We start from the raw sequence: 21035 nt of genomic DNA on the forward strand, positions 1-21035 counted from the left end.
AGCATCCGGTCACCACTTGTAGTCGAGGAACTTCCCGTCGAGGGTGATGACCACCCGGTCGCCGTCCGGGTCAGGGCGGCGCTTGAAGTCCATCTGGAAGTTGATCGCGCTCATGATTCCGTCTCCGAACTCCTCGTGGATTAGTGCCTTGAGCGCCGGGCCGTAATCCGAGAGCGCCTCGGTGAACCGGTAGATCGCGGTGCTCCCCGCGGTCAAGACCGGCGGAGGGGTCGCGACGGTGCGGTGGTACCAGGGCGACGGCCAGCACGACCTGCAGGTCCATCCGGTGAGCGTGGCGAACATGGCCGAGGAGCAGGGCAAACTTGACGAGCTGCGGCAGCTGGCGGAGGACGGCGTGGTGACACTCCGCGTCGCGGACAGCTATGCGCCCGAGGACGCGTGGCGAGCCCACGAGCGCCTCGAAGCCGGCGGCACCCGCGGACGGCTGGTCATCGACTTCACGCGGTAACGCGCGGGAGGGGTGGCCAGCGGGGCCGGGGCTGGCGGGTGGCCGAGCACGTCCAGTCGGAAAGCGGAACTCTGGCGGGGAATCGGCGGGCTCGTCGTCGTCACATAGCCACGCCACACCCACTGCGGCGACCGGCCGCTCCCCCGGCACCGACGTGAGTGGTGCGCTCAGGGCGGGTAGCCCGCGCCGACGGTGACGCTTTTCCTAAGAATGTCCACATAACCGCCGATGGGAGAGTTATCGTGTGACCACATCGCGGTCGCTCGATATCTGCCGGTCATCCGGGGCCGCGTGGCACCCTCTGCCCCACGCGCCTCCCGCCGGCCCTCTGTCGGACGGTGCGGCGCGCCCGACTTCTCAGCACGCTCCCCCATGCCTTCCGCGCTACCCGCCACTGCCGCCGCGACCCGCCGCCATCTGTCGCTCGTTCTCGCTCTACTGATGTCGCTCAGCATGCCGGGGGTGCTCGCGGCGGCGCCCGCCCGCGCCAACGACTGGACCGGCGTTGTGGACGGCCTCGTCTACTCGGTCGACACGGGCGCCCCCGCCGAGGGAGCCACCGTAATCTCCGGCTCCTCCGCCGGGACCGATGTCACCATCCCGAGCGCCGTCACCATCGACGGCACCGATTACGCCGTGACCGCCATCGGCAGAGGCGCGTTCACAGCAACCGGGCTGGAATCGGTCACCCTGCCGGACACGCTCGAGACCATCGGTGACGCCGCGTTCGTCACCAACGAACTGACGACCGTGACCCTGCCCCGGCGCCTCATCCACCTGGGCGAGTACGCATTCAAGAACAACAAGCTCACCTCGCTGACCCTGCCGGACTCCCTCACCGCGGTCAGCCGCGACGCGTTCGCCAACAATCTGCTGGAAGACGTGACCCTGCCGAACGCGCTCGAGAGCGTTGGCGACGGGGCGTTCATCGACAATCAACTGACGTCGGTCACGCTTCCGGACACCGTCACCAGCGTCGGCGAGTGGGCATTCCCCAACAACTCGTTGACGTCGGTCAGGCTGCCCGACGGCGTCCGCAGCATCGGTCGGTCCGCATTCGTCAGCAACAGACTGACCTCGGTGGCCCTGCCCGACGCGCTCACCACCGTGAGCAGGTACGCGTTCGCCAATAATCAGTTGACGTCGGTCGCCCTGCCCGAGGGGCTCACCGCCATCGACCAGGCGGCCTTCTCGGACAACCGCCTCGAGACGGTCGAGATCCCCGCCCGGGTCGCCGAGGTCGGGCCACTGGCCTTCTGGAACAACCCGGGGTTGACCAGCGTCCGGTTCACGGGGCCCGCGCCGAGCATCAGCGGGGCCGAGGACGAGGGGCCGTCACTCGCGGAGGCGCCGGGCCTGACCGTGGAGTTCGCCGCGCGGTATCAGCAAGACGTCGGGGGCTACACGACGCCTGAGTGGCACGGCTACCCCACGGTTCCCGCGTACACCGTCTTCTTTGACACCGGCGACGGTCCCGCCGTGGACCCGGTGACTATCTGGGCCGGTGAGGGCTTCGAGCCGTCGGCCCCAGCGCGGCCGGGCTACAGCTTTGCCGGCTGGTACACCGCCCCCGACCTGGCCACCCGATTCGACCCGGACGCCGCCCTCAGCCTCGACGAGGACATCACCGTCTACGCCGGATGGGAGCGCAGCAGCGGCCCGGACAGTGGGGGTTCCTCGGGGTTGGGCAGCTTCGAAGGTCTCGGGAGTTCGGACGGCCTGGGCAGTCTCGGGGGTTTGGGAGCCTCGGGAGCTGATGGCCGGCGTCACCCAGGACATCGAGCCGCCCACGGCGGCGCCCTTCGGCAACTGACGTGGCCCGGACACTCGCGCAGTGTCCGGGCCGTCCACTTCTCCTCCGGCGCACCGCTTGTCGCGGACGATGAAGAGCCGAGGGCCAGTCCGTCGCCAGCCGCCGCCCCCGCCGCCCCCGCCGCGCTCTCCGCGCTCTCCGCGCAGCGGATCTAGTGCCCTGAACAGGGCTTTCACGGATGACCTACCGGCCGGATCGGCAGCCCGGTAGCAGCAGGCCACGGGTACTGAACCCGAGATGGTGCGCATCGGCCGCGAGTTCGCCGTGGTCAACCGTGACGGCGTCGAGCTGGGCACCGCGAGGATCGACGACGTCGTCCGGACACCCGGCTGCGGAGTGGAGCTCACCCTGAGCATCCGCACCTCTGGCGAGGCGGGCCCCGACCGGTGGGCGTCCATCAGCCCGGGCGACTTCGCCGAGGTCCGCCCCGGCGGATCGATCCGCAAGGCCGGTCGCGTCAGCTCGGACTGCGAGCGGTCGGCGAACTCTCGAGTCACCGCGCTGTCAGCGGGCCGGGAGTACGAATTCGTCATCGCGATCGCGCTCGACGACTCCGCGCAGCGGGCCATGCTCCGACCCGACAGCACCGCCGGGTGGGTGTTCGACCTCCCGCCGCTGCCCAAGGATGCCGCGACGACCAGCCAGGCACCGGCAACCAACGCGAGCCCGACCCCGGACGCGAGTGAGCCCAGCGTCGAGACGTCGGTGAACACCGCCGAAGCATGAGCCGCGCTCGGCAAGCACGCCCCGAGGCCGGCTCTCGGTAGACGAACCACAGCCGCCCTCGCCCCTCCGGCCGGTCCCGCACACGACGCGCGGGGCCGGCCGGTTGAGTCGCGGCCCTTGTCGTCGTCGCCACCCGATCCGCCCACCGAGCCGGTCGCCGGTGTCCGAGTCGGATGCGAGAGTGGTCCCATGGCGACCAAGGGGCAGAAGGATTCGGTGAAGGTCGACGGGCGCACCGTGCGGTTCACCCATCCCGACAAGGTGCTCTACGAGGCCACCGGCACCACCAAGGCCGACGTGCTGGAGTACTACACGGCCGTCGCGCCGCTGCTCATCACCTATGCCGGCAACCGGCCAGTCACCCGCAAGCGCTGGCCCGACGGCACCGACGCAGACTCCTTCTTCGAGAAGAACCTGCCCCAGCACGCGCCCGACTGGGTGCCGAGCGTGACCATCGAGCACTCCTCGCGCACCGTCACCTACCCCGTACTCGACTCCCCCGCGACTCTCGCGTGGTTCGCCCAGCAGGCCGCCCTCGAACTGCACGTGCCGCAGTGGACCCTCTCCGACGGCGAGCCGGGACGGACGCGGCGGATCGTCATCGACCTCGACCCGGGTGAGGGCGTGGAACTGGATATGACGGCGAAGGTCGCCCTCCGCGTCCGGGACCTGCTGTCCGAGGCGGGACTCGAGGCGTTCCCGGTCACCAGCGGCTCGAAGGGAATCCACCTCTACGCCCGGCTGGACAAGGCCGTCACCGCCGCCAGCGCCTCCAAGGTGGCCAAGGAGATCGCGCAGTCCCTCGCCAAGCAGACCCCCGACCTGGTCACCGCCACCATGAAGCGCTCCATTCGCGACGGCAAGGTGTTCGTCGACTGGAGCCAGAACAGCGGCGCCAAGACCACCGTCGCGCCCTACTCCCTGCGCGGACGGGCAGAACCGTGGGTGGCCGCACCCCGCTCGTGGGAGGAACTCGGCGACGGCGGCCTGACGCACCTGCACTGGGACGAGGTGCTCAAGCGACTGGACTCCGACGGCGACCTCCTCGACGGCCTCGAAGGCACGGCCAAGAAGGGCGGGTCGGCCAAGAAGAAGGCGTCCTCGTCCGGCCCGACGTCGCGGGCCAAGAAGTCGTCCGGGGGCAAGAAGAGCTCGTCGTCGTCCGCTGACGAGGACCCCGAGCCCGCCGACACCAGCTCGACCGACGTCGAGGGCTGCGACGCCGAGCCCACCAGCGGCGACGCCGTGGTCACGAGTCTCGAGGAGTACCGCCGCAAGCGGGATCGCCGCAAGACGCCCGAGCCGTTCGAGGGCGAGGTCGAGACCGATCGCTCAGGGGGCGACGGACCCATCTTCGTGATACAAGAGCACCACGCCCGGCGCCTGCACTACGACCTGCGGCTCGAACACCACGGCGTCCTGGCCTCGTGGGCCGTGCCCAAGAACCTGCCCACCGAGCCCAAGGACCGGCGGCTCGCCGTGCACACCGAGGACCACCCGCTCGGCTACGAGACGTTCGAGGGCACCATCCCCAAGGGCGAATACGGCGCCGGCCACATGACCGTCTGGGACCGCGGCACCTACGAGTGCGAGAAGTGGCGCGAGGACGAAATCATCGTGTGGCTCGACGGCGAGAAGGTCTCCGGCCGGTACGTACTGGTGCGCACGAGCGCCGAGAGGAACCAGTGGATCGTGCAGTACATGAAGGACCAATCGCCCGCCTCCTTCTACGGCGGCCGCGACAATCCGAAGTCGTCGTACCCGGACGATGACAAGCGTGCGCGCGGCTCCGGCGACCCCGATGGTTCCGACGGCAAGGCGCGCTCGCGTTCCACCGACCGGTCCGACAGCACCAGCCGCCCCGAGGCTCCCCCGCTGCCCATGATCCCCACGGCCGCCGAGGTGACCGAACTGCCCGACGACACGTGGGCGTTCGAGGGCAAGTGGGACGGCTACCGCGTCACCCTCGCGACCGACGGCGCACAGACGCGCCTCGTCAGCCGCAACGGCAACTCCATGGACTGGCTCGCCGACGGCTTCCCCGGGCTGGCCGAAGCGCTCGAGCGGCGGGCCGTTCTCGACGCCGAGCTGGTAATCCTCAACGCCAACGGAGTGCCGGACTTCGCGTCACTGGCCAAACAGGCCGCCGCCGAGGGCAAGGACTCGTCCCTGCCGCCGGTCGAGCTGTTCGTCTTTGACGTGCTCGAGGTCGATGGCGTGGACCTGCAGAAACAGGCGTGGGAGCGCCGCCGAGAGGTGCTGGACCTGCTCGCGCCGGCACTGCGGGAGGTCGATCGAGTGCACGTGCCGGAGGTCCTCGACGGCCCCGGTGACCGCGCCTTGGCCGAGGCCGAGGAATACGGCTGGGAGGGCATCGTCGCCAAGCGCCGTGACTCGAAGTACGAATCCGGCCGCCGTTCCAAGGCCTGGCTCAAGCAGAAGCTGCTCACCACCACCGAGGCCGTCGTCGGCGGATGGCGGCCCGGCAAGGGCGGACGCTCCGGCTCGCTCGGCTCCCTCCTACTGGGCCTACCCGCCGAAACCGGCCTCGCCTACATCGGCCGCGTCGGCACCGGGTTCACCGACAAACAGGCCCGCGCCCTACTCGCCGAGCTCACGCCCCTCGAGCGCAAGACCAGCCCGTTCGTCGACCAACTTCCCGCAGACGCCCGCCGCGACGCCGTCTGGGTGACGCCCAAGATCGTCGTGGAAGTTCGCCACCAGGGCTTCACCGACGACGGCAACATGCGCCAACCCTCCTGGCGCGACATCCGCCGCGACAAGCTGCCGGGGGATCTGTAACGGCGCTGACCTGTAGTGCCCTGGACGGGCCTTTCAGGGCACTGCAGGTCAGGGGCCGCCGAGTGTCGTCTCGCCCGCCTCGCGACTGCGACGCCGGCGAGGCGCGAACCTCGTCGTCGTCACTCCCCACCCCGCCGCGACCGCGGTCGGAACTTTGTCGACACCACTGCGAATAAATGGCCCGGGAATCGCAATGGCTACACCAAAGTTCGGAAGAGCGATTGCCAGTGCCCCACGCGCGCCACCGCCGAGCTCGGCGAAACGCTCCTGGAACGGCACGACCAGCAGGAAGCCGGTGAGCACCTGGCCGCCGGTCTGGACGATGCGCAACTCCTGCAGCAGCTCGATCCAGTTGCGGTCGATCCGCTGGGCCTCGGTCTCGTCGCGCTCGCGGGACTGGTCGACGTCCATGCAGCTCCTCTCGCCGCAGAATCCCTCATCGATTCCCGGCCCACCGGGCGACGCCGGGTCTTTGCCGGGAGTCGGCAGCACCCCGCCGGTTCCGCCCACCCATCGGCGGCCCGGTGCGGCGGACGCTGAGCTCGTCGTCGTCGCCGTCACTCCCTCACACCGCATCGCGATAGCCGCGTCCGGCGAAACGCTAACCTGCAATGCCCTGGACGGGGGTTTCAGGGCGCCGCAGGTCAGGGCGGTTCTCGGCCACCCCGCCGCGGGCGATCGGCCACCGCGGGCCGGGGCGTTCGGGCAGCATGAAGGCATGGTCAAGTCGTCGAGTACCGCCGCCGTCGCCGCCGCCACCGGCCGTTCGTGGGAGGACTGGGTCGAGCTGCTCGACCGAGAGGGCGCCCGCGAGCTCAAGCACACCGCGATCGCGCGACTGACGCTGCAGCACATGCCCGAGTCTGCGGAGCAGCGCGAATGGTGGGCGCAGTCGGCGGCCGTCGCCTACGAACAACACACCGGCCTGCGCGTCCCGGGACAGTCCTGCGACGGCGACTTCCAGCTGTCCACCTCGAAAACCGTGGCCGGCGACAAGGACGCGGCGCTGGAGGCGTGGATGGCGCTCGTCGGTGCGCGCGAGGAGTTCGGCGGGGTCGAGATCGAGGCGGCGCCATCCACGTCAAGCACCGAGAAGTTGCGTTACTGGCGGGTTCCGCTGGCCGACGGCACGCGCGTGGCCCTGAACTTCAGCGACAAGACCGGCGGCAAATGCACCGTGGGCGTGGTCCACTCGAAGCTCGACTCCGCCGAGGCCATCGACTACTGGCGGCCCGTGTGGAAGGAGTTGCTCGGGCAGCTATGAGGCCTGAGTTCGTCGGTGGCACGTGCCTACTGACCGCACTGACCGCTGTTCGACACTTCCCAGGGATTAATCGAGCGGATCGAGTGACGAGTAGTTACTACCGCCGACAAGCGGCTCGACACGACGTTATTGGCCAGGACGTTTCGGGGTCTCATCGTGACCCGTCACAGCTCAGCGTCTCGCCCTGTAAGACCGAGACGACCGGGCTCGAACTCGATGTCAGCGCCTTCTTCACCAGCCAGGAGGTCGACGGGAGTAGTGGAATCCTGAGCCAACACTTCAGCGATAATCTCGCGTGTCTCCGCCTCGACTGAACGGCGGGGCGCGCGCTTCCTCTCGGCGCACAATATTGTCCGTCTTGAAGCTGTCCTTCATACCTTGGACATATGCGTCGTACACCTCGGGAGTCTCTGCGCGCGCCCGCTCTAGCCAACCCTGATCGGGCATGGGCGTCGGCAAGTGAACGTGGTGTTCCTGGAGGAAGCTCAGCTGCGCTTGGATGACGGCATTGATGCTCGAAGCATCACGTCGTTCATCCGGGTGAGGCTGTAACCCATCCCTGTTGACTGCGTCGGGTACATCGCCTTCGCGTTCGCGTACGTCGTCTGGCCGCTCAGGTCCATCAGTGAGCCCGCGCCGGCCAGAAACGCGGCCCTGCGCTCCCTCTTCCTGACCTTCGAGTCCTTCATGCCCCTCAGTGTAGCCATCTCCGTCATCACCGATCGTCACGTTTGTAGTTCCGCCCACCCACTCAAAACGCCCCTGAGACGCCGCTGTCGAGTCGGACGATAAGCCAGCTCCAGCCTCGGTGGGGGCTACACCTACCTAACAAAACAGCCGCGCGCCCCGCGTGCCCCCGTCCCGTGGCTATGCGGTGCGGTTTCACGTGGAGCGCGCGGCCGCGGCTGCGCGCGTGGCCGGTCAGTCGGCGACGGCCGCCAGGCGCTTCTCGTCGATCGTGCGGTCAAACACGAACGCGTAGAGGAGTCCCGCGCCGATGGCCGTGTAGGGCCAAATGAAGTAGACGATCACGCCCATCGACATCGGCAGGCCCCACAGGGTGGCGTCGCCGGACGCGGTGAGGATCGACCACACCACCAGCACGGCGAGCACCGCGCAGTAGGCGACGATGCCGATGCTCGAAGCGCGGTCCCAGGTGCCGTTGGCGCGCAGCGAGCCCATGAGCATCATGGCCACGGCGAACAGCGGGACGGCGAGGAAGACCATCTGCCAGACGTCCGCGAGCATCCCGATCAGCGCGAACGCGGCGATCCCGGCGAACACGTGGATGAGGGTCCCGGCGCGCTTGTACTCGGGGACGGGGGCACCGGCGCGGTCGAGGGCGGCGAGATCAGACATGGTCGGGCCTTTCGGTGGTGGCGGTCGGCGCGGAACCGGCGGTCGGCGCGGAACCGGCGGTCGACGCGGAGCCGGCGGTCGGCGCGGTGCCGGTGAGCAGCGAGTCGGTGCGGGCGCCGGGGCCGCCGTAGAGGAATCCCAGGGTCGCGTCGGGGTGACGGTTGGAGGTGACGAGCGAGATCCCGTAGAAGAGCACGATCGACACGAGCAGCGAGATTCCGCCGACCTGCATGTACTCGGGCACGGTGATGACCTCACGGGCGGCCAGCGAGCTGATCACCAGGTTGCCGAGGATCGCGAAGATGACCGTGATGGTCGCGGCCGTCGAGGTGGCGCGCTCCCAGTAGATCGACATGACCACCGGGCCGAGGATCGCCGCCGCGAACGCCGCCCAGCCCAGCGCGCCGAGCAGGAACACCACCTGCGACAGGAACAGGGTCAGCAGCACCGAGAGCACCACGAGCGTCAGCGAGGCGACGCGGCTCCACAGCACCTCGCGGACCACGCGGACCCCGAATGCGGAGGGCAGGTCACGCATCATCGACGAGGCGCCGATGGTGATGAAGCTCGAGGCCGAGGACATGATCGCCGCGAGTAGACCGGTCAGGGCGACGCCGCCGACGACCGGGTGCGTGACGGAGTCGAGGAACCAGATGGCGGTGTCGTCGATGTTCTCGAGTTCGGGGGCGTCTCCGGTGATCGTCATGGAGCGGGTGGCCAAACCGATACCCACCGAGAACAAGGTGGTCACGCCGTAGGCGATCCCGGCGACGGCGGCACCCCACTTGAGCTGGGTCATGTCCCGCAGCATGAGGAACTTGGTGAGCAGCTGCGGCTGGCCGACGGCGCCGACGAAGATGAGCAGACCGAACGCGAAGATGTACGTCGGCGACTTCACGCCGTCGATCGACAGCAGTTCGGCGCTGGTCGCGGAGATCGTGTCGAGCATCGGCACCCAGCCACCGGCCACCTGGACGGCGAAGAAGAACAGCCCCACGGACATGACCACCATGAGCACGCCCTGGACGAGGTCGGTCCACACGGCGGCGAGCATGCCGCCGGCCATGGTGTACGCGGCCACGACGAGCGAGCCGATCCACGCACTGGTCGCCACGGAGGTGCCCAACAGCAGCGAGATGATCACGCCGATCGAGGTGACCTGCGCGGTCATGTAGGCGACGGCGGCCACGAACACCGCGACCGACATCGTGGCGTGCGAGGTGCGGTCCTGGAAGCGGATCCGGATGAGGTCCGGCACCGAGTAGACGCTGTGCTTCTTGCCGATCCAGTTGAGCCGGCTGCCCAGGAGGAACCAGGCGGCGGCAAACCCGAACGGGGCGAAGAGGCCGACGGCGATGAGCGCCTGGAGGCCCCAGGAGTACGTCTGCCCGGTGCCGCCAACCATGCCCCAGCCCGACTGGATGGAGGAGAAGCTGGCGATGGCCATGACGAAGAAGCCGAGCGACTGGCCGGCGACGAGGAATTCCTTGGCCGATTTCATCTTGGTGTTGGCCCACGCGCCGATGGCGAACATCAGCACGAAGTAGGCGAGCACCACGCCTATGACGACGGGATTGTTCACGACTTGTCCTTTGTCTGGTCGGCGGAGAACGAGGCGCGCAGCTGCGCCCGGCGGATCTTGCCGGTGTTGGTGGTGGGCAGTTCGTCCAGGAAGACGACCTCCCGCGGGTATTGGTAGAAGGCCAGCCGCTCCTTGACGAACGCCTGGATCTCGCGCGCGAGCTCCTCGCCCGCGTCGGCGTCGGCGGCCGGGACGATGTACGCGACGATCGCCTCTCCGCGCAGCTCGTCCGGCACGCCGATCACGGCGACCATTTCGACGGCCGGGTGGCGCAGGATCTGGTCCTCGATCTCGCCGGGGCCCACTCGGTAACCGGCCGACGAGATCAGGTCGTCGTTGCGGCCGGAGAACCAGAAGTTCCCGTCGTCGTCGACCTTCGCCAGATCACCGGTGTGCAGCACGCCGCCGGCGGTCTTCCCGTCGGTCTTCTCGGGCGAGTTCCAGTAGCGCAGGAAGGCGTTCGGGCTGGGCAGTCGCACGCAGATCTCGCCCACCTCCCCCGCGGCGACCGGCTGGCCGAGCTCGTCGAGCAGCCCGAGGTCGAACCCCGGCGTCGGGCGGCCCATGGAGCCGGGCGGGGTGTCGAACTCGACGTGGCACGTGCCCACGATGAGGTTGCACTCGGTCTGGCCGTAGATCTCGTTGACCTGCACGCGCAGCGCCTCGCGGGCCCATTCGGCGACGGCCTCGCCGAGCGCCTCGCCGCCGGAGAACGCCGCGCGCAGGCCGGTGCGCGAGTAGTCGACGTCGGAGGCGCGCATCATCTTGAGGATCGTCGGCGGCAGGAACGAGCACGTCACGCCGTGACGCCGGAGGATGTGCTCGACGTTCTCCGGGGTCGGCCGCCGGTCGGAGGCCACCACGGGCACGCCGCTGTAGAGGCTCGGCAGCAGCACGTCGAGCAGCCCGCCAGCCCACGCCCAGTCGGCCGGCGTCCAGAACACGTCGGTGCTCTCCCCCGCCGCGGCACTGTCCCCTGCCGCGGCGCTCTCCCCCGCCGCACCGCCCGGGAACCCGTCGAGCGCGCGCACGACGCCGGGCATGTGCCCCAGCACCACGCGGTGACCGTGCAGCGCGCCCTTGGGCTGGCCGGTGGTACCGGAGGTGTAGATGAGCAGCGCGGGGTCGTCGGGGCCGGTGTCAGGGGTGACGACGGCGAGGTCCGCCTCCTCCGCCACCGCCAGCGGCAGCACGGTGAGCAATGTCGCCTCGTGCACGGCGTCACCGGTCACGAGCACGGTGTGCAGCTCGGGCAGCCCGGCGAGCTCGCCGGCGAGGCGGGCGTAGCAGTCGGCGTCGAACACGGCCGCGACCGCGCCGGAGTCGCCCATGCGGAACAGCGCGGCCTCGGGCCCGAACTTCACCGACAGCGGCACCGCGATCGCCCCCATGAGGTACGCGGCGACGTGCGCGACCGCGGTCTCCGCGGACTGGGCACACATCACGGCGATCCGGTCGCCCTCGCCGACGCCGCGCTCGCGCAGGAACGTGGTGAGCCGGCGGGCCCGCTCGCCGAGCTGCCCGAACGTGGTGACCTCCGGCGGGGCGTCGCCGCGGTCCACCACGATCGCGGGTGCCTCCGGCGGATGCGCGTCGGTGCACGCCGCGCCGATGTTGAACTGTTCCGGGATCTCCCAGCGGAAGTCCTCGGGCCGCAGCGGCGGGCTCCAGGGCCGCGGCTGATCTCCCGGCTGACCGGCCGCCTGGCTGCCCAACCCGCCGCCCGGCTGGCTGTGTGTGATCTCTCTCACCTGAGGGTGCATGCCTTGACCGTAGAAGTGGTCTGGTTCACATACAATGGAGATTCCCCCTAGCTTCGGAGCCTCACCATGTATGAATTCCTATCCCTCGACGTCACGGACGGCATCGCCCTCGTCACCCTGAACCGCCCGCCGGTCAACGCCCTGTCCCGCGCGATGCAGGAGGAACTCCGCGCGGTGTCGGCCGAGGTCTCGGGCCGCGACGACGTCGACGCCGTGGTGTTCACCGGCAGCGAGCGCGTCTTCGCCGCCGGCGCGGACATCAAGGAGATGCGCGACATGACCCACGCGCAGATGGTCACCGAGGCCCGCTCCCTGCAGTCGGCGTTCTCGGCCGTCGCCGCGATCACCGGCGCGGCCCTGGGCGGCGGCATGGAGCTCGCCCTGTGCTGCGACCGCCGGATCGCCGCGTCCAAGGCCAAGCTCGGCCAGCCCGAAATCCTCCTCGGCATCATCCCCGGCGCCGGCGGCACCCAGCGCCTGACCCGGCTCGTCGGCCCGGCCGTCGCCAAGGACATCTGCCTCACCGGTCGCACCCTCACCGCCGCCGAGGCCCTCGAGCTGCGGGCCGTCGAGGAGGTCGTCGAGGACGGCCGAACCACCGAACGCGCCCTCGAGTGGGCCCGCCAGTTCGTCGGCGGACCCCGCATCGCACTGCGGGCCGTCAAAGAGGCCGTCGACCGCGGCATCGAGGTGGACCTCGACTCCGGCCTGGCCATCGAGCGCGCCCTCTTCGCCGCCCTGTTCGCCACCGAGGACCGCGAGATCGGCATGCAGTCGTTCATCGACAACGGCCCCGGCAAGGCGCAGTTCACCGGCCGCTGAAATCCGCTCGAGCCATGGCGGTCGACCTGGCCCTCGGCCTGCGCGACGTCCTCGACGCCTCCGCCGAACTCGCCTCGGCGGAGGACGAGGACGCCGTCCTGCACATCGCCATCCGGCGGGCCCGCCAGATCGTGGGCACCGACCTGGCGTACGTCATGCTGCTCGACCCCGAGCGCGGCGACACCTACATGCGCATGGCCGAGGGCGCGACCAGCCCCCGCTTCGACACCATCCGCCTCGGCATGGGCCTCGGCCTCGGCGGGCAGGTCGCCGAGGCGATGGCCCCGCGTTGGACCCGCAACTACCTCGCCGACGAGCAGTACACCCACGTCATCGACCCGATCATCATCGACGAGGGCGTCAAAGCCATCCTCGGCGTCCCGGTACGCACCTTCGGCCGTCTCACCGGGATGCTGTTCACCTCCGACCGCACCGAACGCGACTTCACCCAGGACGAGATCACCCTCCTCGCCCTGCTCGCCGACCAGGTCTCGGCCGCCCTCACCGCCGCCGAACGCGCCACCCGACGACGCCGCGAACTCGACGCCACCCTCGACGCCCTCGACACCGCCCACGCCGAGACCGCCCGCCTCGCCGGCATCGTCGACCTCCACGAACGACTCACCCGGCTGGTCGTGGCCGGTGCCACCGTCCCCGAGATCGTCGACCTCGTGGTGGACATCGGTGGAGGCTCCGCCGCCGTGTTCGACCTCGCCCACCGGGAGATCGGCTGCGCGTGCCCGCCCGAGGGACCGCCGCTCGACCTGCTGCGGCGGGTCGTCGACGACGTCGCCGCGGACACCGAGCGGACCGACGGACCCGTCACCCGGTCGGTGGACGGCCACCTCGTCGTCGTCACCCCGGTCGTCACCGGACCCGACCACCTCGGGTACGTCACCTTCGCCAGCCGCGGACCCGTCCCCGCGATCGGGCGGGCGCTCGGGCGCGTGGCCTCGGTGATCGCGCTGATCCTGCTGGGGCACCGCGCGCGCGACGAGGCCGACAACCGCGTGCGCGGCGAGCTGCTGGCCGAGGTGTTGGCGCCCGGCGAGCACGACCTCGAGGCCATCGGCCGGCGCGCCGCCCTGCTCGGCGTGGACGTCGACACCGACCTCGTCGCGCTGGTCATCACCCCCGCCGAGGAGCGGATGCCGCGCGCGCTGCAGGCCGAGTGCCGCGCGCTCGCCCGCGTCGACGACGGCTTGGTCACCACGTACGGCGACCGCGCCGTCATGCTGCTGCCCGGGTCCGACGCCGGGGCCACCGCTCGCGATGTGGCCGCCCGGCTCGCCGCTCATCAGGCGACCGTCGGCGGCTCCGGGCCGATCGGCGGGGTGGCCGGCCTCGCCGGTGTGGGCGATCACGTCGAACGCGCCCGCCGGGCCGCGAGGCTGCTCATCGCTCTCGACCGCGCCGGTTCCGGTGCCGCCGCCGAGGAACTCGGACTGTACGGGCTGCTGTTCAGCGAGGCCGACCGCGAGTTCGTCGGCCAGTTCATCGAGCGCAGCCTCGGGCCGGTGCGCGCCGCCGACCGCGCCCGCGGCACCTCGCTGCTCGACACGCTGCAGGCCTGGTTCGCCGCCGACGGCAGCCCGTCCGCGACCGCCGACCGGCTGTTCGTGCACGTCAACACTGTCTACCAGCGGCTCGACCGCCTCGACACGATCCTCGGCCCCGGCTGGCGGCGCGGCGACCGGGCGCTCGAGCTGCGGCTCGCGCTGCGGATGGCCGAGCTGCGGGGGGTCTGAGCAGGGCGGGGTGGAGCGCCAGGGGCCGCGAGCTCGCCTGGCGCCTGCCGTCTCGCCCCGGCGACACGGGGCGCGGCGGGCGGCGGGCGGCGGGCGCGCTGACCTGCGGCGCCCTGAACATGCCTTCCAGGGCGCCGCAGGTCAGAGGTGGTATCGGCGCGGAGGCCGATGGGCAGACGCTCAGGCGTCTAGGGTCAGACGGCTGTGTGCGGCACGGGCACCGACTCGATGGCGGGGAAGTTGCTCTTCGCGTATCCGGCGATCGATCGGATGCCCGCGATGTTGATCGTGCCGCCCACGGCTGCGCCCGCCACGGGCACGACCTTCACCAGGTTGATGGACCCCGTGGTGCCGAACTTGGTCACCAGCCGGAAGCCCACCGCCTTGTTGATCTTGGTCAGGACAGTGCCCGGCACCCTCTTGAGGGCCGCAATCGCCGTCTTGGTGCCGATCTCGACGCCGGCCTTGGACATCGCCTCGACTCCGGCGGAACCGATCAGCGACACCGCGATGACGCTGCGGACCTCCTCACTGCGAACGTCGTAGCCGCGCAGGTGTGCGACCGCCGCGATCATGCGGGTGGCACGCGTATAGAACACGGTGACATCGGTGGGGAGCGCCACCGCCATCGTGGCCAGGCCCCCGAGCCCGGAGACGAAACCCGATGCGCCCACGACCCTGGTGTGCGTGGCGATGATCCGCTTGATCGCCTTCTCCGCGTCGTTCCCCGAGTGCTTCAGTGCCTCATCGGCAATGGCCTCGGCGCTCTTGACGGGGCCGAAGCCTTTCACTCCCGCGTCGAGGATGAAGTCGATGGTGGCGGTGGCTGCCGCCTCCATATCGCCTTCGGAGATCGACTTGGTGATCTCCTTGACACGCTTGGGTTGGGCGATTGCCATGAGGGGCGCCTTCCTGACAGGCCTGAGGGGACGGTTCTCACGACGGCCGATCCGTGAGTCCGCGGCGCCGGGCGAGGGAGACTCAGCACCGGAAGGAAGGATAAGCACTATTTGGCTCTGATGGTTAACGGTGTCGACTATTAAGCGAGAACCGTTGTGCCAGCCTCTGAGCTTTTACCCGTCTGACCTGGGGATCCCTGAACGGGGCCCGCAGGGAACTGCAGGTCGAGCCCGATGCGGCGGCCTGAGAACGGCATAACACTCTGCCTCCGCCGCTTTGTCGGCGGTCACGCGAGGCAGTGCGGCACCTGGCGGAGAACTGTGGTGTAACCACTGCGAGCCTCTAGCCGATTTTTCGCAATGGTCACACCAAAGTTCAGGCCCCTCCACGGCCAGGGTCCGGCCCCGGGCCTGAAGCGGCATGGCGCACCAGCACGCAAACCCCTGACCTGCGGTGCCCTGAACGGGTGCTCCAGGGCACCGCAGGCCAGAGGCGGTGACAGCGCCCGCCACCGGGCGCGAGACCTCGCCGATCAGATCGCCAGCGCCGCCGAGACGTCGTGGGCGGCGGAATCGTCGGAGGCGCCCGAGTGCGAGATCCGCCCGGACTCCATCACGTAGTAGACGTCCGAGGCGCGCAGCGAGAAGCCGACGTGCTGCTCGACCAGCAGAACGGACAGGTCGCCGCGGGACGCGAGCTCCACGATGATCCGCTCGATCTCGGCCACCACGTTGGGCTGAATGCCCTCGGTGGGCTCGTCCAGGACCAGCATCCGCGGCTCGGTGATCAGCGTCCTCGCGATCGCCAGCTGCTGGCGCTGACCGCCGGAGAGGAGGCCGGCCTTGCGGTCGAGCAGCTCGCGCAGCGCCGGGAACAGGTCCAGCGACTCGTCGATCAGCGCCTTGCCGCGCTTGCGGCCGTCGGCGACCAGCTGGAGGTTCTCGGCGGTGGTGAGCTGCGTGAACGACTGCTGCCCCTGCGGGACGTAGCCGATCCCGCGGGCCACCCGCGCGTGCGGACGCAGGCGGGTGATGTCCTCGCCGTCGAAGGTGATGGTCCCGCCCTTGCACGGCAACAGTCCCACGGCGGTGCGCAGCAGGGTGGTCTTGCCGGCGCCGTTGTGGCCGAGGATCGCGGCCACTCCCCCGGCGGGGACCTCGAGGTCGACACCGTGGACGACCTCCGAGCCGCCGTAGCCCGCGCGGACGCCGGACATGCTCAACAGTGCGCTCATCGCGGGGTCTCCTCGGTGTCGGCGGCGTCGGTGTTGGTGGCGGCGTCGGCGTCGGCGTCGGCGTCGGCCAACTCGGTGCCGGTCGCGGCGGCGGTGCCCAGGTAGACCTGCTGCACCTTGGGGTCGGCCTGGATCTCGGCGACCGTGCCCTCGGCGAGGACCTTGCCCGCGGCCAGGACTGTGACGGAGGTGGCGAACGCGCGCATGAACTCCATGTCGTGCTCCACCACCACGACGGTGCGGTCGGCGGCGATCCGCTGCAGCAGCTCGCCCGTGGCCTGGCGTTCCTCGGCGCCCATGCCGGCGACGGGCTCGTCGAGCAGCATGACGTCGCAGTCCTGCACCAGCAGCATCCCGATCTCGAGCCACTGCTTCTGCCCGTGCGCCAGCACCCCGGCCTTCGTGCCGGCCAGGTGCTCCAGCCCGATCGTGGCCAGCGCCTCGGCGACGCTCTCCTCCCGGCCGTGGCGCCGCCGCAGCAGGGTGAGCGGCCCGCGGTGAGCGCCGGCGGCGATGTCGAGGTTCTGCTCGACCGTCAGGTCCTCGAACACCGACGCTGTCTGGAACGTCCGGCCGATCCCCAGCTTGGCGATCTTGTGCGTCTTGAGCCCCAGCACCGGCTGCCCCGACTTGTCGACGGTGCCGGTCGCGGGCACGAGCCCGGTGATCGCATCCACCACGGTCGTCTTGCCGGCGCCGTTGGGCCCGATGAGGAACCGCAGGTCGCCCTGGATGAGCGTGAGGTCCACGCCGTCCACGGCGCGGAAGCCGTCGAACGTCACGGTCAGGCCGCGGACCTCGAGGTAGGTGCCGGCGCCCTGCTCACGGCCCGCAGGGCGGGACCGGGTGGAGGCGGCGCCGGGCAGCCGGAGCTCGGCGCCGGTGAGGGTGCCCGCCGAGAGGGCGGCACCGATGCCGAAGGCGGTGGAGTGGGTCATCGGGGCTCCTCGATGGTGGCGGCGGAGGTGGCAGCGGAGGTGGCGGTGGCGGCGCCGGAAGGTCCGGCCGCCCGGGCGGTGGCGGGCCGGTCGGGGGTGGTGGAGCTCGTCGTCGTCACCTTCGCGCGTCGGCGCCGCACCGCGAACAGCGACGCCAGGCCGCCGGGCAGGAACCCGACGACGACGATGAACAACACGCCCTGCAGGTAGGTCCACTGCGAGGGATACGCCTCGGAGAACGCGGTCTGCGCCCACGCCACACCGATAGCGCCGAGGACCGGGCCGAGCAGGGTCGCGCGGCCGCCGATCGCCACGCCGATGAGGAACGCGATCGACGGCGCGATACCGATCGCCGACGGCGAGATGATCCCGACGATCGGCACGAACAGCGCCCCGGCGATCCCGGCGGCGAACGCGGCCACGGCGTAGGCGAACGACTTGATCAGCGCCGGGTCGTAGCCGAGGAAGCGGACGCGCTCCTCCTGGTCGCGCACGGCCACCAGCAGCTCGCCGAAGCGCGACTGCATGAGCTGCCGCACCAGCAGCACCACCGCGAGCAGCGCGCCGCCGGCGAGGAAGTACAGCATCCGCCGGTTCGCGGGGTCGGACAGCGCGAAGCCGAAGAACCCGGTGAAGCGGTTGAGGCCGTTGGAGCCGCCCAGCTCGGGTCGACTGACGAGGAAGATCGCGGCCGCGGCGGCCAGGGCCTGCGAGAGGATCGCGAAGTAGGCGCCCTTGACCTTGCGGTGGAACACCAGGTAGCCGAACCCGAACGCCAACAGCGGCGGGACCAGCAGGATCACCGCGATCGTGAACCCGGGCGAGGCGAACGGCACCCAGTAACCGGGCAGCTCGCGCGTGCCGGCGATCTGCATGAAGTCCGGCAGGGCGTCGGGGCCGCCGCGGTCGCGGGCGTCGGAGAGCTTGAGGAACATGGCCATCGCGTAGGCGCCCACGCCGAAGTACACGCCCTGGCCCAGCGTGAGCATGCCGCCTCGCCCCCACGCCAGGCCGATGCCGCTGGCGACGATCGCGTAGCAGAAGAACTTGGCCAGCAGGCCCAGGCGGAAGTCGCTGAGCAGCAGCGGCGCCAGGCCGAAGATGACCAGCGCCGCCACCGCGAGCGCGGCCCAGAACATCCAGCGGGACCGGGGCGGTGGGCCGGCGTCGGCGGGCGGAGTGGTCGGTGGAGTGGTGGTCGGCGCGGAGGGTGACGACGACGAGGTGGTCGCTACGTCCGCACGGGCAGTGGTGGTGTCGGTCATGCCAGGCTCCTGGTCTTGACGGCGAACAGGCCCTGCGGTCGCACCTGCAGGAAGAAGATGATGGTGACAAAGACGAGGACCTTGGCCACCGAGGCGGTGGTGGAGTATTCGAAGAACGAGTGGAGGACGCCCAGCGCGAACGCGGCGATCACGGCGCCCCGCAACTGGCCGAGGCCGCCCACGACCACCACGAGGAACGCGTCGATGAGGTACGACTGGCCGATCGTGGGGCTGGTCGAGCCGATGAGCGTGAGCGCCACGCCCGCCACCCCGGCGAGACCGGAGCCGATGAAGAACGTCGTGATGTCGGTCCGGCGGGAGCTGATGCCGGACGACTCGGCGAGGTCCCGGTTGAGCGTGACGGCCCGGATGCGGCGGCCCATGGGCGTGAACTTCATGGCGGCCATGACGGCCGCGACACACGCGATGGCCAGGACGAAGATGAACACGCGCGTCAGCGGCACCGACGCGCCGAGCAGCTCGACGCTTCCGCGCAGGAACTCGGGCACCTCGACGTTGACGGCAGGCGCGCCCCAGATGTCGCGGGCGATCTGCTGCAGCACCAGGCCCACGCCGAACGTCACGAGCAGGGTGTCGAGCGGACGGGCGTAGAGGCGGCGGATGAGCGTGACCTCGAGCAGCACGCCCAGCAGGCCGCCCACTACGAACCCCAGCACGAGCGACAGGGCCAGGCCGGCGCCGGAGGCGGCCATGATCTGCTGCACGACGTAGGCGGTGTAGCAGCCGGCCATGATGAACTCGCCGTGCGCCATGTTGATGACGCCCATCTGCCCGAACGTCAGGGACAGTCCGAGGGCGGCGAGCAGGAGGATGGAGCCGATGCTCAATCCGGTCGCGAGTTGTCCGATGAGGATGTCCACACCGGCTCCTTTCTCCGGGGCCCGCCCTCCCCCGCCCCCGGCCTCGGTTCAGGGGCCGGGCGGGAGCGGGGTGGGTCGGGCGGGCTGGTCGGGCGGTCTTGTCGGGCGTCAGTTTCCGGACAGGTCGCCGGCCCAGTCGTAGGTCTCGAGGAACGGGTCGGGCTCGATGGGCTCGCCGGAGGTCCAGACCTCGTAGATCAGGCCGTCGGGGCGGATCTCGCCGACGATGGCGGTCTTGGAGATGTGGTTGTTGTCGCCGTTGATGGTCACGGTGCCCTCGGGGGCGTCGAAGGTGACGCCGTCGGCAGCGTCCTGAATGGCGTCGACGGCGAAGGAGTTCGCCTTCTCGACCGTGTTCTTCCACAGGAAGACGGAGGTGTAGGCGGCTTCCATGGGATCGGAGGTGACGCGGTTCGCGCCGTACTTCGCCTTGAACGTCTCGACGAATGCGGTGTTTTCGGGGCTGGAATTGGTCTGGTAGTAGTTCCACGAGGTGAGCTGGCCCTCGATGTTCGAAGCACCGATGCCCTGAACCTCCTCCTCGGCGATCGACACGCTCACCACCGGGGTGTCCTCGGCGGACAGGCCGGCGTTGGAGTACTCGCGGAAGAACGCCACGTTGGAGTCGCCGTTGAGCGTGTTGAACACGGCGTCGGGGTTGGCCGTGCGCACCTTGTTGACGATGGTCGAGAAGTCGGTCGAGCCGAGCGGGGTGTAGTCCTCGCCGAGGATCTCGACGTCGTTGGCCTCGGCCCACGCCTTGATGACGCGGTTGGCGGTCTGCGGGAAGACGTAGTCCGAGCCCACGAGGTACATGGACTTCGCGCCCTGCTCCTTGAGGTACTCCAGGGCGGGGACGATCTGCTGGTTGGTGGTGGCGCCGGTGTAGAAGATGTTCTCCGAGGCCTCGAGCCCCTCGTACTGCACGGGGTAGTACAGCAGCGCGTTGGCGTCCTCGACCACCGGCAGCATCGCCTTGCGGGAGGACGAGGTCCAGCCGCCGAAGATCGCGGCCACGCAGTCGCTGGTGATGAGCTTCTGCGCCTTCTCGGCGAACACGGCCGGGTCCGAGGCGCCGTCCTCCACCACGGGGACGATCTGCTTGCCCAGCACGCCGCCGTCGGCGTTGATCTGCTCGATCGCCAGGGCCACCGAGTCGCGCACGGTCTTCTCGGAGATCGCCATGGTCCCGGACAGGGAGTGCAGCGAGCCGACCTTGATCGTGTCCCCGGCGGTGTCGACGCAGGACTCGGCAGCGCCCGCGGTGGCGGTGTCGCTGGTCTTGCTGCCGCACGCGGTGAGCGCGCCCGCGCCGAGGACGACCAGTCCGGCGGTGGCCAGCGCGCGCCGGGTGCGGCTCGGGCGCCGGGCTCGGCTCGGGCGCTGGCTCTGACCGGAAGAGAGGGAGGTGGAGTTCACGTGATTGACCTGACCTTCACTGACCGGCTGTCGAGGGTTCCCGCGGGTTG

General features: G+C 70.0%; 18 protein-coding genes and 1 pseudogene. 7 read left to right on the forward strand and 12 right to left on the reverse strand.

Going from position 1 to position 21035, the window contains the following annotated elements; all coding sequences use genetic code 11:
• Positions 1-9: 9 nt before the first annotated feature.
• Positions 10-198, reverse strand: a pseudogene (locus VYL96_RS12950) (cyanase); the annotation flags it as partial.
• 1 nt (position 199) lies between these two features.
• Here VYL96_RS12950 and VYL96_RS12955 point away from each other — a divergent pair.
• The 4 genes from VYL96_RS12955 to VYL96_RS12970 all read left to right on the forward strand — a co-directional run bounded on the left by VYL96_RS12955 (position 200) and on the right by VYL96_RS12970 (position 5810).
• Complete coding sequence (locus VYL96_RS12955; RefSeq protein WP_243699617.1) at positions 200-469, forward strand: zinc-binding dehydrogenase; 270 nt, start codon at positions 200-202, stop codon at positions 467-469.
• A gap of 441 nt (positions 470-910) precedes the next feature.
• Positions 911-2437, forward strand: coding sequence for a leucine-rich repeat protein (locus VYL96_RS12960; RefSeq protein WP_165928447.1), 1527 nt, complete (start codon positions 911-913; stop codon positions 2435-2437).
• 82 nt (positions 2438-2519) lie between these two features.
• On the forward strand, positions 2520-3008 hold the full coding sequence (locus tag VYL96_RS12965; RefSeq protein WP_131885337.1) for a hypothetical protein: 489 nt from the start codon (positions 2520-2522) through the stop codon (positions 3006-3008).
• A gap of 189 nt (positions 3009-3197) precedes the next feature.
• On the forward strand, positions 3198-5810 hold the full coding sequence (locus tag VYL96_RS12970; protein WP_070719887.1) for an ATP-dependent DNA ligase: 2613 nt from the start codon (positions 3198-3200) through the stop codon (positions 5808-5810).
• Between the two features lie 48 nt (positions 5811-5858).
• Here VYL96_RS12970 and VYL96_RS17300 read toward each other — a convergent pair whose 3' ends face one another.
• Positions 5859-6221 (reverse strand): DUF6328 family protein, encoded by a 363-nt coding sequence (locus VYL96_RS17300; RefSeq protein WP_371441639.1) that lies wholly within the window; start codon positions 6219-6221, stop codon positions 5859-5861.
• A gap of 307 nt (positions 6222-6528) precedes the next feature.
• Here VYL96_RS17300 and VYL96_RS12980 point away from each other — a divergent pair, with 307 nt between their 5' ends.
• The gene (locus tag VYL96_RS12980; protein ID WP_070719889.1) at positions 6529-7074 is read left to right on the forward strand and encodes a hypothetical protein; all 546 of its coding nucleotides are present in this window, start codon (positions 6529-6531) and stop codon (positions 7072-7074) included.
• A gap of 485 nt (positions 7075-7559) precedes the next feature.
• Here the strand turns inward: VYL96_RS12980 and VYL96_RS12985 are convergent, their stop codons facing one another.
• The 4 genes from VYL96_RS12985 to VYL96_RS13000 form a co-directional block, all read right to left on the reverse strand.
• Positions 7560-7763 (reverse strand): hypothetical protein, encoded by a 204-nt coding sequence (locus tag VYL96_RS12985; RefSeq protein ID WP_131885338.1) that lies wholly within the window; start codon positions 7761-7763, stop codon positions 7560-7562.
• A gap of 232 nt (positions 7764-7995) precedes the next feature.
• On the reverse strand, positions 7996-8433 hold the full coding sequence (locus tag VYL96_RS12990) for a hypothetical protein (RefSeq protein ID WP_070719893.1): 438 nt from the start codon (positions 8431-8433) through the stop codon (positions 7996-7998).
• Positions 8426-10015 (reverse strand): sodium:solute symporter family protein, encoded by a 1590-nt coding sequence (locus VYL96_RS12995; protein WP_131885339.1) that lies wholly within the window; start codon positions 10013-10015, stop codon positions 8426-8428. The genes VYL96_RS12990 and VYL96_RS12995 overlap by 8 nt, the downstream gene beginning before the upstream one ends.
• On the reverse strand, positions 10012-11766 hold the full coding sequence (locus VYL96_RS13000) for an AMP-binding protein (protein WP_243699618.1): 1755 nt from the start codon (positions 11764-11766) through the stop codon (positions 10012-10014). Before VYL96_RS13000 ends, VYL96_RS12995 begins: the two co-directional genes overlap by 4 nt.
• A 78-nt stretch (positions 11767-11844) precedes the next feature.
• Here VYL96_RS13000 and VYL96_RS13005 point away from each other — a divergent pair, with 78 nt between their 5' ends.
• Together VYL96_RS13005 and VYL96_RS13010 are read left to right on the forward strand one after the other, a co-directional pair.
• A complete protein-coding gene (locus VYL96_RS13005) occupies positions 11845-12600 on the forward strand; it encodes an enoyl-CoA hydratase/isomerase family protein (RefSeq protein WP_131885340.1) in 756 nt (251 codons plus the stop codon).
• A 14-nt stretch (positions 12601-12614) separates the two neighbouring features.
• Positions 12615-14348 (forward strand): helix-turn-helix domain-containing protein, encoded by a 1734-nt coding sequence (locus VYL96_RS13010; protein WP_131885341.1) that lies wholly within the window; start codon positions 12615-12617, stop codon positions 14346-14348.
• Positions 14349-14542: 194 nt separating this feature from the next.
• Here the strand turns inward: VYL96_RS13010 and VYL96_RS13015 are convergent, their stop codons facing one another.
• The 6 genes from VYL96_RS13015 to urtA form a co-directional block, all read right to left on the reverse strand.
• The gene (locus VYL96_RS13015) at positions 14543-15247 is read right to left on the reverse strand and encodes an EcsC family protein (protein WP_106385023.1); all 705 of its coding nucleotides are present in this window, start codon (positions 15245-15247) and stop codon (positions 14543-14545) included.
• Positions 15248-15780: 533 nt separating this feature from the next.
• Positions 15781-16482, reverse strand: a complete 702-nt coding sequence (gene urtE / locus VYL96_RS13020) for an urea ABC transporter ATP-binding subunit UrtE (RefSeq protein WP_106385024.1) — start codon at positions 16480-16482, stop codon at positions 15781-15783.
• Complete coding sequence (urtD, locus tag VYL96_RS13025; RefSeq protein ID WP_243699619.1) at positions 16479-17420, reverse strand: urea ABC transporter ATP-binding protein UrtD; 942 nt, start codon at positions 17418-17420, stop codon at positions 16479-16481. Before urtD ends, urtE begins: the two co-directional genes overlap by 4 nt.
• Positions 17417-18559 carry an urea ABC transporter permease subunit UrtC gene (gene urtC / locus VYL96_RS13030; RefSeq protein WP_241724191.1) on the reverse strand — a complete coding sequence of 381 codons (1143 nt, stop codon included), beginning with the start codon at positions 18557-18559 and terminating at the stop codon, positions 17417-17419. Before urtC ends, urtD begins: the two co-directional genes overlap by 4 nt.
• A 122-nt stretch (positions 18560-18681) precedes the next feature.
• Positions 18682-19566 (reverse strand): urea ABC transporter permease subunit UrtB, encoded by an 885-nt coding sequence (gene urtB / locus VYL96_RS13035; RefSeq protein WP_007633467.1) that lies wholly within the window; start codon positions 19564-19566, stop codon positions 18682-18684.
• Positions 19567-19674: 108 nt separating this feature from the next.
• The gene (gene urtA / locus VYL96_RS13040) at positions 19675-20907 is read right to left on the reverse strand and encodes an urea ABC transporter substrate-binding protein (protein ID WP_131885453.1); all 1233 of its coding nucleotides are present in this window, start codon (positions 20905-20907) and stop codon (positions 19675-19677) included.
• Positions 20908-21035 lie beyond the last annotated feature (128 nt).

Source organism: Dietzia maris (assembly GCF_036287335.1).
GTDB lineage: Bacteria > Actinomycetota > Actinomycetes > Mycobacteriales > Mycobacteriaceae > Dietzia > Dietzia cinnamea.